The 12239-nt window shown below is 39.2% G+C and carries 10 protein-coding genes; 9 read left to right on the top strand and 1 reads right to left on the bottom strand.

The features are described from left to right. The first annotated feature begins 1 nt into the window (after nt 1). From dnaX to adk, 7 genes are all read left to right on the top strand, one after another. Nucleotides 2-2527, top strand: coding sequence for a DNA polymerase III subunit gamma/tau (gene dnaX / locus I6F42_RS02495; protein ID WP_197150728.1), 2526 nt, complete (start codon nt 2-4; stop codon nt 2525-2527). Nucleotides 2528-2587: 60 nt separating this feature from the next. Further along, entirely contained in the window at nt 2588-2914 is a 327-nt protein-coding gene (locus I6F42_RS02500; RefSeq protein ID WP_002962306.1) for a YbaB/EbfC family nucleoid-associated protein, read from the top strand. 7 nt (nt 2915-2921) lie between these two features. Continuing rightward, the gene (recR, locus tag I6F42_RS02505; RefSeq protein ID WP_149602422.1) at nt 2922-3530 is read left to right on the top strand and encodes a recombination mediator RecR; all 609 of its coding nucleotides are present in this window, start codon (nt 2922-2924) and stop codon (nt 3528-3530) included. Nucleotides 3531-3826: 296 nt separating this feature from the next. Further along, nucleotides 3827-5728 (top strand): MFS transporter, encoded by a 1902-nt coding sequence (locus tag I6F42_RS02510; protein WP_197150731.1) that lies wholly within the window; start codon nt 3827-3829, stop codon nt 5726-5728. A gap of 4 nt (nt 5729-5732) precedes the next feature. After that, nucleotides 5733-6458 (top strand): RluA family pseudouridine synthase, encoded by a 726-nt coding sequence (locus tag I6F42_RS02515; protein ID WP_197150733.1) that lies wholly within the window; start codon nt 5733-5735, stop codon nt 6456-6458. Nucleotides 6459-6576: 118 nt separating this feature from the next. Next, on the top strand, nt 6577-8490 hold the full coding sequence (htpG, locus tag I6F42_RS02520) for a molecular chaperone HtpG (protein ID WP_007584077.1): 1914 nt from the start codon (nt 6577-6579) through the stop codon (nt 8488-8490). Nucleotides 8491-8678: 188 nt separating this feature from the next. Beyond that, the gene (adk, locus tag I6F42_RS02525; protein WP_010553395.1) at nt 8679-9323 is read left to right on the top strand and encodes an adenylate kinase; all 645 of its coding nucleotides are present in this window, start codon (nt 8679-8681) and stop codon (nt 9321-9323) included. Nucleotides 9324-9411: 88 nt separating this feature from the next. Here the strand turns inward: adk and tpx are convergent, their stop codons facing one another. Further along, complete coding sequence (tpx, locus tag I6F42_RS02530) at nt 9412-9993, bottom strand: thiol peroxidase (protein ID WP_010553396.1); 582 nt, start codon at nt 9991-9993, stop codon at nt 9412-9414. A gap of 233 nt (nt 9994-10226) precedes the next feature. Here tpx and I6F42_RS02535 point away from each other — a divergent pair, with 233 nt between their 5' ends. Next, nucleotides 10227-11231: a response regulator gene (locus tag I6F42_RS02535; RefSeq protein WP_010553397.1), complete on the top strand. Its 1005-nt coding sequence runs from the start codon at nt 10227-10229 to the stop codon at nt 11229-11231. Between the two features lie 3 nt (nt 11232-11234). Continuing rightward, nucleotides 11235-12206: a diguanylate cyclase gene (locus I6F42_RS02540; RefSeq protein ID WP_010553398.1), complete on the top strand. Its 972-nt coding sequence runs from the start codon at nt 11235-11237 to the stop codon at nt 12204-12206. Nucleotides 12207-12239: the final 33 nt, after the last annotated feature.

Here is a 12239-nt window from a genome sequence, read left to right on the forward strand (position 1 = left end):
GATGAGTTATCAGGTTCTAGCGAGAAAATGGCGTCCTCAAACCTTTCATGAATTGGTTGGGCAGTCTCATGTTAAGCAAGCGCTTGTAAATGCGCTTACACAAAATAGACTGCATCACGCTTATTTATTCACTGGAACCCGCGGTGTAGGTAAAACCACTATTGCCCGTATTTTTGCTAAAAGCTTAAATTGCGACGAAGGTATATCTGCAAATCCGTGTGGCCAATGTAGCAGCTGTTTAGATATAGAAGCAGGGCGCTACATTGACTTACTCGAAATAGATGCGGCTTCTCGTACAAAAGTAGAAGACACCCGCGAAATACTCGATAACGTTCAATATGCACCAACACGTGGACGTTATAAAGTATACCTAATCGATGAAGTTCACATGCTTTCTAAGCACAGCTTTAATGCGCTTTTAAAAACGCTTGAAGAGCCACCAGAGCATGTGAAATTTTTATTGGCGACGACCGATCCTCAAAAACTACCAGTTACTATTTTATCTCGCTGTTTGCAATTTAATTTAAACGCCTTATCGCAAAGTGAAATTAAAACACAGCTTGAACACGTACTTACTCAAGAGCAGCTTAGCTTTGATACCGATGCACTTAGCATTATTTCAAAAGCCGCTGATGGCAGTATGCGTGATGCGCTTAGCTTAACCGACCAAGCTATTGCGCAAACAAATGGTGACATTAATAATCAAGCAGTACAAACTATGCTTGGTTTAATGGATACTCATTATAGCCAAAGCTTGCTTGCAGCATTACTTGCACAAGATGGCGCTGCGCTAATGGATGAGATTGCGCAGGTGGCAAGTCGTAATCCTAATTATGTGGCATTACTTGATGATTTAATTGCACTTACGCATTTGACTCAACTAACCCAGTTAGTGCCAGAAGCGGCAGGGCTAGATGAAAAAAATGTAGATTATATTGCTCATGTTGCACAGCATACGAGCCCACAACAAATTCAAATTTATTATCAGTTACTGTTAAATGGTAAAAAAGATTTACAATGGGCACCAGAGCCTCGCTTAGGTTTTGAAATGATAATGCTAAGATTATTAGCATTTAAGCCTACAGACGCTCAACAAACTATACACACAGTAAACGAAGAGCCGGCCCCAATTAAACAAGGCCGTGCAAATGCACTGCGAGATATATTAAATAAAAATAAAACATCGCAAAACACTGTAGCTAGCCAAAGTAGTGTCCCTGTAAATAATACTAAGCCAGTTAGCAATACAGAGCAGCCTAAATCCCTTGAGATAGAGCCTTTACCAAATGTTGCTGCTCAGACATCGAATAATGATGTCGTACAAAGTAATAATGAGCCTGCCCAAGTTGCAGTAGAGCAACCGGTTCAACAAAGTGAAAACGCTTTTGAACAACAGGCTTCAGCTAATGATCAACCACAAACCAATGTTGTTTCGGATGCTCAAGCCCAGCGCCAAAGTGAAGATGAAGCTTACATGCAACATAGTGATGCTGAGCAAACGTTAGCTTCGCAGTTTGACGATATAATGAGTAGCGCTGTAGATCAGGGTTTTAAACCTGCACCTACTGCAAACTCAGAGTCTTCACCAGAGCCCTTAGCAAATCACAATGCAAGTACGCCAATAGCTGAACAAGAAGCGCAGGCGCAATCTGCCATTGCTCGTATTTTACGTGACAGAAACATATCGGGTGCGGGTAGGTTATCAGGCAAGAGTACAAGTACATCTGCAAATAATGTAGCAGTGCAGCCAAGCCAAGCGCCTGCTAAAAAGCCAGAACAGCATCCAAGAATGCCTCAAGCCCAAAGTGTTCATCAAGGTAGTGCAGATACAAGTGCAAGTGAGCTTAATAGCCCTTCAAGTACTGCGTCTGGCGATATCCCTCCTTGGGCAACTGATAGCGAAGGTAAGAGTGAAAAAAAGCATGAGCTCCCAGTAACAGGGGGCCAAACTCAGGCACATAATCACTCCAACATAAAGCCAGCTAGTAAGATTGATTTTAAAGCAAAGCACCAAACAATTACTGAAAATCTTGCGCCAGAATTACTTGAGCAAATAAACCCTCAAAAAGCGCCTGAAATAGTGCCAGAGGAAGTAAGTATTCCTGCCCCTGATGATTTTCAAAGCCCAATTAGTGAAATTAGATTTGCACATCAACAAGATGAATGGGCTTATTTAATTAAACGTATGGGACTGGGTGGTCGTATGCGCCAATTTGCATTGCATTCAATATTTACCAAGCAAGGCAACAGTTTACATATAGACGTTGATGAATCACAAAAGCATTTAGATACACCGATGCTTCGCCAAAGATTAGATGCCGCATTGTCGAGTATTTATGAGCATAACGTGTCGTTAAGTATTAATTTTGCTAAGGGAGTTATTGACTCTCCTTATCTTATTCAGCAAAAAATTGATGCAGGTCGTCATCAACAAGCAATCGATGTGATCACATCTGATGAAAACATAGTACAATTTCAGCAAGTATTTAGCGCCGAAATTGACGAAAACAGTATTCAGGCATTGTAATTACTTACAATCGCCCTTATGTTCATGTTAATTAATGTATTAAAAGAAAGAGAGAAAGTTATGTTTAAAGGTGGAATGGGCAACATGATGAAGCAAGCGCAGCAAATGCAAGATCGCATGCAAAAAGCCCAAGACGAAATCGCAACATTAGAAGTTGTTGGCGAAGCCGGTGCCGGTTTAGTTAAAGTAACCATGCTTGGTAACCACAATGTACGTCGTGTTCAGCTTGATGAAAGCCTTATGGAAGACGACAAAGACATGATTGAAGATTTACTTGCAGCAGCATGTAACGATGCTGTACGCCGTGTTGCAGAAGAAACACAAGAGCGCATGGGTAAAGTAACTGGCGGTATGCAATTACCACCAGGTATGAAAATGCCGTTTTAAGTAAATAATGCAACTTTCAGATAGTTTAAATCAGCTTATAGAAGCACTGCGCTGTCAACCGGGCATTGGTCCAAAGTCAGCGCAACGTATTGCTTTTCACTTGCTTGAGCGCGACCGAAAGGGAGGCACTCAGCTGGGCAATGCATTGACTAAAGCAATGACAGCCATAGGACATTGTCAGTCTTGTCGTACTTTTTGCGAACAAGCTCAGTGCGATATTTGTTTAAGTACAAAACGCCAAGATAGCGGCATATTATGTGTTGTTGAATCGCCTACTGATGTGCTTGCCATTGAGCAAACAGGTCAGTATTTAGGGCTATACTTTGTTTTAATGGGTCATTTATCGCCAATTGACGGTATCGGCCCTAAAGAAATTGGCTTAGACATTTTAGAGCAAAAACTTGCTCAAGGCGGTATTAATGAGGTTATTTTAGCGACTAACCCTACCGTTGAAGGCGATACTACAGCTCATTATATTGCTCAGCTTTGTCATAAATATAAAGTAGGTGCTTCGCGTATCGCTCACGGTATTCCTGTGGGGGGCGAGCTTGATTTAGTAGATGGTAGAACGCTTATGCATGCTTTTAGCGGCAGGCGTTTAGTTACACAAGACTAACTCTAAGTCACTATTTGAAAAGATATTATAAAGGCCTACATGATTAAATTATGTAGGCTTTTTTGTTTTTAAGGTAAGCTTAGAAGCAATCTAATACCAATCAGCAATAATACTTAATGATTTTGCGGGGCTAAACGTGTCGCTACCTGCGTTAAAAAATTCTCATTTAGAACAACTAAATAGCGAATTTTTTGCCTAGCTATCAACACGTTTTTCCGCCCTCAAAATAGATCATTTAATTAAACAAATTGGTATAATATATTTTTGGGCTATGTCTCTAATTAGTAAGGAATACAATGAAAGATAATCAACCCTACCAAGGTACATTACTGGGTAGTAAGCGTTTTTTACCGCTTTTTATTACGCAGTTTTTCTCAGCGATAAACGATAACGTGTATAAGCAATCAGTGCTTATTTTATTGATATTCCAGGCTGCAACGCTTGCTGATGGCGCACTTTATTCAAATATTGCTGCTGGGTTATTTATCCTACCTTTCTTTTTATTTTCAGGGATGGCGGGGCAGCTAGCTGAAAAAACAGAAAAATCCAAACTAATCAGAATCGTAAAGCTATGTGAAATCCCTATTATGGTTGTAGGGGCTGTCTCTATTTTAACGCAGTATGTTTGGCTGATGTTAGCCACCGTATTTTTAATGGGCGTACAAAGTACGTTTTTTGGTCCATTAAAATACTCTATTTTACCGCAGCACGTAGCCCCTAACGAATTAACAAAAGCGAATGGCTTGGTTGAATCAGGCACGTTTGTGGCGATACTAATGGGTACAATTTTTGGCACCTATTATATTACTCAATCAGTAGGGCCTACGCTTATAAGTATTGCCGTATTAGTACTGGCTGTTATGGGTTATGTGAGCAGTCGCTTTATACCCATTAGTGAGGCAAACGAGCCTAACTTAAAATTTACCTATAATATATTTTCATCCACGAAAAACGTATTTTCAGCACTTAATTCGCAAACAGAATCGGTTGGTAAATCAGTCCTCGGGATCAGTTGGTTTTGGTTAATTGGCGCAATTATTTTAACGTCCCTACCAAATTATGTAAAACACACAATGGGCGGCGATGAACTGGTTGTAACTAGCGCGCTTGTTGTGTTTTCACTAAGTATTGCTATTGGTTCGTTATTGTGTGAAAAGCTTTCTCGCTCTCGAATAGAATTAGGAATTGTGCCTTTTGGCGCTATTTTAATTACCTTGTTTTTATACTTACTGAGCCAAGAGAGCGCTATTAGCTCTTATTTACCTCAAAACCTTGAATTATTGACGCTTGATCAGTTATTAAAAACAGGCGACATGTTGTGGCATTTTGTATGGATGGCAGGCATTGGTATTGGCTCTGGTTTTTATACTGTACCTCTGTATGCGCTTATTCAACAGCGTACTGAAGAGTCGAGTCGCTCACGAGTTATAGCGGCTAACAATGTATTAAATGCACTGTTTATGGTGGGCAGTGCTGTTTTAAGTATTGTAACGCTGTCTGTTTTTCAGTGGAGTATTTCAGAGTTGCTACTGTTACTTGCTGGGCTAAACTTGCTTATATCTGTTTATATTTATACCAAAGTACCAGAGTTCTTTTTACGATTTATTATATATATTTTAGCTATTTGTATGTACAGAGTGCGTACAAAAGGTGAAAGTAATATTCCAGATGAAGGCGCTGCCGTTATAGTGTGTAATCACGTGAGCTTTGTCGATTGGATGTTTATTTTAGCAGCATCACCAAGGCCTATCCGATTTATGGTATTTGCCCCTATTTATTATTCGCCAGCCCTACATTGGTTATTTAAAATGGCCAAAGCTATTCCCATTAACAGTGAAAAAACCAATCCGGAAGCGTTTAAAAAAGCGTTTGACGAAGTGGCTGCTGCGCTTAATAAAGGTGAACTTGTTGGTATTTTCCCTGAAGGAAAACTAACCAGTGACGGCTCTATCGATATTTTTCGCCGTGGAATCGAGCGCATTATTGAGCGCTCACCTGTGCCTGTTATTCCTGTGCATTTAGGGGGCCTGTGGGGAAGTATGTTTAGCCGAAAAGCTAAGTGGCAACTACCACGATTAAAATGGTCTTTGGTGTCGGTTGCAGTAGGTACCCCGATTGCCGCTGACAAAGTAGTAGCAGACGATTTGCGTGAGCAAGTATTGGCTTTAAAAGCGCTTCATTCAAAAGATATTGATTAATTTAATGGCTAACTCAATATTGGATACACCAGTAGAGTCACAAATGATTGTTGATGACTTTGTAGCGCCTAAGTGCGACGGGTTTATTGAAATATTATATCAAGATGATGATATTTTACTGATCAATAAACCCAGTGGGTTATTAAGTTTGTCTGGTAAAAACCCGCTTAACTGGGACTCAGTACATTACCGTTTAGTAAATGGTCAAAAGGGGTTAACAGCCGCATTTGCAGAGGCAAAGTTACCGCATCGGCTAGATTTGGGTACATCGGGTATTATGATTGTAGGGCTAAACGCCGTAGTGTCTAAACATCTTAACAAACAGTTTCAGGCGCGTACTATCCAAAAGCGTTATGTAGCGATGTTAGAAGGTAGCTTAGCTGTTGATGAGGGGGAAATTACTGCACCAATAGCAAAAGATAAACTGCTTTTTCCGCGAGTTAAAATTTGCCAAACGACGGGCAAAGTAGCGGTGAGTGAATACAGTGTGCTTGAGCGGCTTAAACAACCGTGCAGAACCTTAGTGCAATTTACGCCCGTTACCGGACGTACCCATCAATTACGAATACACAGCCAGTTTATAGGCCACCCAATTTTAGGCTGTGATTTATATAAAAGTGCGCAAAGTGAGTACATGGCAGGACGCTTACAATTACATGCCAGCGATTTATATTTTGAACATCCAACAACAGGTGAAAAGATTCATATTAATTGTCCGCACCCATTTTAGATAAACGAGATATTCTATTTTTTCGTTTCACCTTTTTTTGATTTTTCCCTTGAAGTTCTAACACCTCACCCCATATTAAGTGCATAACGCAGACACTTTGCAAATTGGAGATATATAAATGACTGCAGCACAAAAAGAAACATTAGGCTTTCAAACAGAAGTAAAACAATTATTAAACTTAATGATTCATTCTCTTTATTCTAATAAAGAAATATTTTTACGCGAACTTGTGTCAAACGCATCAGATGCGGCAGACAAGTTACGCTTTTTAGCGCTATCTCAAGGCGACCTTTACCAAGGTGATGCCGATTTACGTGTTCGTATTAGTGCTGATAAAGAAGCAAATACAATTACCATTTCTGATAATGGTATTGGTATGACACGTGATGAAGTAATAAGCTCATTGGGTACTATTGCAAAGTCGGGTACTGCTGAGTTTTTCAAAAACTTAACGGGTGATCAAAGTAAAGATTCACAGTTAATTGGTCAATTTGGTGTTGGTTTTTACTCAGCATTTATTGTTGCCGATTTAGTAACTGTTCGTACACGTAAAGCGGGTGAAACAACTGCTTACGAGTGGGAATCTCAAGGTGAAGGCGAATACACGCTTCAAGAAATTGAAAAAGAAGGCCGTGGTACCGACATTATTTTACATCTTCGTGATGAAGAAAAAGAATTTGCTGACGATTACCGCCTGCGCGGCATTGTTACTAAATACTCAGACCATATTTCAACACCGGTACAAATGTTTAAAGCAGAAGTACCAGAGTCTGAAGGCGAAGACGGCGAAAAAATTCCAGCAGTACCAGGTGAGTGGGAAAGTATTAACCGCGCAACTGCATTGTGGACGCGTGATAAGTCAGAGCTTTCTGATGAAGAATACAAAGAGTTTTACAAGCACGTAAGCCACGACTGGGAAGATCCACTTAGCTGGGCACATAATAAGGTTGAAGGTAAAACTGAATACACGAGCCTTTTATACATCCCTAAAAAAGCACCTTTCGATTTATGGAACCGTGAACGTCAAAGTGGCTTAAAGCTTTACGTACAACGTGTATTTGTAATGGATGATGCTGAGCAGTTCATGCCAAGCTACCTTCGTTTTGTGAAAGGTTTACTAGATTCAAACGATTTACCTCTAAACGTATCTCGTGAAATTCTACAAGACAACAAAGTAACGCAAGCTATTCGTAAAGGGTGTACATCGCGCATTATTAAAATGCTTGAGCGTATGGCTAAAAACAAAGCTGACGATTACCAAGTATTTTGGAATGAGTTTGGCCAAGTAATGAAAGAAGGCCCAGCTGAAGATGCGGCAAATAAAGAAGCCGTATGTAAGCTACTACGTTTTTCGTCTACTCATACTGATTCAGAAACGCAAGATGTGTCGCTTGAGCAATATGTTGAGCGTATGAACGAAGGCCAAGACAAAATTTACTATGTAGTAGCTGATACATTTACTTCTGCGAAAAATTCTCCTCATTTAGAGATTTTCCGCAAAAAAGGGATTGAAGTATTGTTACTAAGTGACCGTGTTGACGAGTGGATGATGAGCCACTTAACTGAATTTGCTGATAAGCAACTACAGTCAATCACACGTGGTGATTTAGATTTAGGTAAGCTGGACGACGAAGAGACTAAAAAAGCGCAAGAAGAGTCTGAAAAAGAGATGGCTGGCCTTGTTGAGCGTATTAAAACAGCACTAGGTGATGACGTTAAAGAAGTACGCTTTACGCACCGCTTAACAGATTCTCCAGCATGTGTTGTAAGTGACGACAACGACATGAGCTCACAAATGCAAAAGCTAATGGAATCTGTTGGTCAAGCAGCACCAGAAGCAAAACCTGTGTTTGAGCTAAACCCAGAGCATCAACTTGTTAAGCATTTGAATGACGAACAAGATGAAGATAAATTTTCACAGTGGTCACATGTTTTATTAGACCAAGCATTACTTGCAGAGCGCGGTACACTTAAAGATCCAACAGGATTTGTTACTCGCCTAAACAAACTAATGCTTGAACTAAGTAAGTAGTCAGTTAACTATTTAGTTAATAAAAGTATAAATTATATACTTTAAATAAAAGGGAACGTATGTTCCCTTTTTTAATGCGCTGTAAATACATCAACAACTCATCAATTAGTATAAGTTGCTTGAGTATCGGCGGCGCTTGTGGAAGAATTCAGGCTTTAAAATAAATATCCATACTAGGGGACAATAATATGCGCATTATTCTTTTGGGCGCGCCGGGTGCAGGTAAAGGTACTCAAGCTCAGTTTTTAATGGACAAATACGGTATTCCACAAATTTCTACTGGCGACATGTTACGTGCAGCAATTAAAGAGGGCACGCCATTAGGCTTAGAAGCAAAAAAAGTAATGGATGCTGGTCAACTAATTTCTGACGATATTATTATTGGTTTAGTAAAAGAGCGTATTACTAAAGCTGATTGTGAGAAAGGTTTTTTACTTGATGGCTTCCCGCGTACAATCCCTCAAGCTGATGCGATGAAAGAAAATGGCGTAGTGGTTGATCACGTTATTGAATTTGACGTGGCTGACGAAGTGATTGTTGAACGTATGGGCGGACGTCGCGTTCATCCAGGTTCTGGTCGTGTTTACCATATTGTATATAATCCACCAAAAGTGGAAGGTAAAGACAACGAAACTGGGGAAGACTTAATTGTTCGCGCTGATGATACTGAAGAAACAGTACGTAAACGTTTAGGTATTTATCACGAGCAAACTATGCCATTAGTTGATTACTACCAAGCAGAAGCTGCTGCTGGTAATACTCAATACCACAAACTAGATGGTACACAAGCTGTTGAAGCTGTTAGTTCACAACTTGGTGAGCTTTTAGGTTAATTATAAAAGCACATTAAAAAACCGCCAATTGGCGGTTTTTTGTTTTAAGGCTGTTTAGCATTGCTTAATCAATGCTATTTAATCGGCTTTACAGCGTTTCAAGTTTCTCAATTACGCTGTTGTATTCTGGTTCAGTTGAAAGGCTACTAACTAATTGTTTATAAATGACGTTATGGCTTTCATCTAAAATAAATACAGTTCGCGTTAATAAGCCCATATCTTTAATAATCAATCCGTATTTTTGGCCAAAATCGCGCCAAACAGAATCTGATAACGTAGTGATTTTATCGATATTTTCAGCTTTGCAAAAACGCTTTTGAGCAAATGGTAAATCAGCACTAATTGTTAGCATTACAACACTTGGAAATTGCGAGGCTACTTTTTCATTGAAATGCTTAGTTTGCAGGCTACAAATACCTGTATCAAGACTTGGCACTACACTTATCAATACAGCTTGGCCTTTGTAATCCTCAAGCGTTACAGGGATGAAGTTGTCATCAACTACTTTGAAGTTTGGCGCGCTATCTCCAACAGAGATCCCATTACCTAATAAAGTTACTGGTTTGCCTTGTGCGGAGACTTTTCCTACATCAAGCGTGTTTTCTGGATAGTCGGCTGCAATAGCCACGGAGCAAAATGCACTCAAAGCAAAGGCAAGTGAACGTAACATAAGGTATTTCCTTTTAAATTAACGCAATGGGCGTCAGTGTATTATACTGCGCTATAGTAACCAAGTGATTAAATCTGCTTGACAGAATAAGGGTTAGCTCTGTGATATAAAAATTGTAACTGGGCTAAACTTTGATTAACATGCAGTTACAAAAGGTATATTTAATAATAAAAATAAAAACCTTTATAAAATGACTTTAATGCTCATGACGGGTTTAGAAATAGAGAGATAATATGTCAACATCGGTATTAATATGTGATGACTCAAAATTAGCTAGACGTCAGCTAGCTCGATCATTACCTGAAGATTGGGATATTAAAGTTGAATTTGCACTTGACGGCGTTGACTGCATAAAGCAGATAAAATTAATTGAACCAGAGATACTTTTTCTCGATTTAAACATGCCAGAAATGGATGGTTATGAAGTATTAATAGCTATGAAAGAACAGGGACTTAATATACTCACTGTTGTTGTCTCTGGTGACATTCAACCAAGTGCACACCAAAGAGTGCTTGAACTGGGTGCTATCGATTTTATTCAAAAACCATGTTCCCCCGAAAAACTAGCCAGCATAATTGAACACCATGGAATTAAAGACAAAGCCATGCGTGAACGTCTCTCTCATTCACTAGGAGAGCAAGTTGACCCTGATGTACGTGATATATACCAAGAACTCACTAACGTTGCTATGGGGCAGGCTGGGGATTTGCTTGCGCGCCTGCTTAATGTGTTTGTAAAGCTTCCAATTCCGAATGTAAATATTTTAGAAGTTAACGAACTCGATATGGCGCTACGCTCTATTGATAATAACGCTGCTACATCGGGTGTGTGCCAAGGCTTTATTGGCGGTGGTATTTCTGGTGAAGCACTATTACTTTTAAATGATTCAAGCTTTAAAGAAATAGCTTCATTGATGAATTATGATGGCGAGTTAAACGACAAAGTTGAACTTGAACTGCTTATGGATATTAGTAATATTTTGATAGGTGCCATTTTAACGGGTCTTTCAAAGCAGCTTGATATGTCATTTAGCCAAGGACACCCCATAGTACTTGGTCAGCACAGAGACGTGTCTGAGTTAGTTAAATCAAATAAGTCACGTTGGCAGCGCACGCTTGCTATAGAGATTAGTTACGGTATTGAAAACCATGATATAAATTGCGATCTCATGTTGTTATTTACTGAAGATTCACTTAAAACTTTGAAGTATAAAGTTGCTTACCTATTAGAAGATTAAGTTATGGCTGCTGATTTAGAAATGAATGAGATCCATTGGTTTATGGATATGTTTAATACCGTAGATGTAGGTCTTGTGGTACTTAATAGAGACTACAAGGTGTGTGTATGGAATGGCTTTATGGAAAACCATTCAGGGCTTCTACCAAGCGCAGTAAAAGATAAAGACCTATTTGACTTATTTCCAGCAATAGACGAAAAATGGTTTAGAAGTAAATCAGAGTCGGTTTTTGTTTTAAAAAACCGCTCTTTTACTATTTGGGAGCAACAGCCTTATATTTTCAGGTTTAAAAATTATAGACCGATTACCGGTAAAGCTGATTACATGTACCAAAATGCGACCTTTATTCCACTTACTAATACAGTAGGAGAAGTGAGCCATATTTGTATTATTTTGTACGATGTGACCGATGTTGCGGTAAATAAAAAAGAGCTTGAAGAGTTAAACAAAAAATTAGAACAAGTTAGTCAAACAGATAGTTTAACGCAGCTTGCAAATCGTGGACATTGGGAAGGTACGCTACGCCAAGAGTTTTTAAGAGTTAAGCGAAGTGGTGGCTGTAGTACATTATTAATGTTTGATATTGATCACTTTAAAAAAATAAATGATGAATACGGGCATAGTTGCGGCGATGAAGCGCTCCGTCATCTATCAAACTTATTACGTACTACACTGCGTGAAACAGATATAGCTGGCCGTTACGGTGGTGAAGAGTTTGTAGTAACTTTACTTGATACAGATAAAGAGGGGGCGACTATATTTGCTGAACGTTTAAGAGTACATATAGAGTCAAATCCAGTTAAGTATAAACATTTTGAAATAAAAATGACGGTGAGCATCGGCTTTGCTGGCAATAGTAATGATTTTAAAAATCATGAGCGTTGGATAGAAGCTGCCGATAAAGCGTTATATCACTCAAAAAATACAGGCCGAAACAGAGTAACAGCCTATACAGATATAAAAACTGACGCTTAAGCGTCAGTTTTTATATCTAGAATTTAAGATTAA

Source organism: Pseudoalteromonas sp. SWYJZ12, from assembly GCF_015864395.1.
Classification (GTDB): Bacteria; Pseudomonadota; Gammaproteobacteria; order Enterobacterales; family Alteromonadaceae; genus Pseudoalteromonas; species Pseudoalteromonas arctica.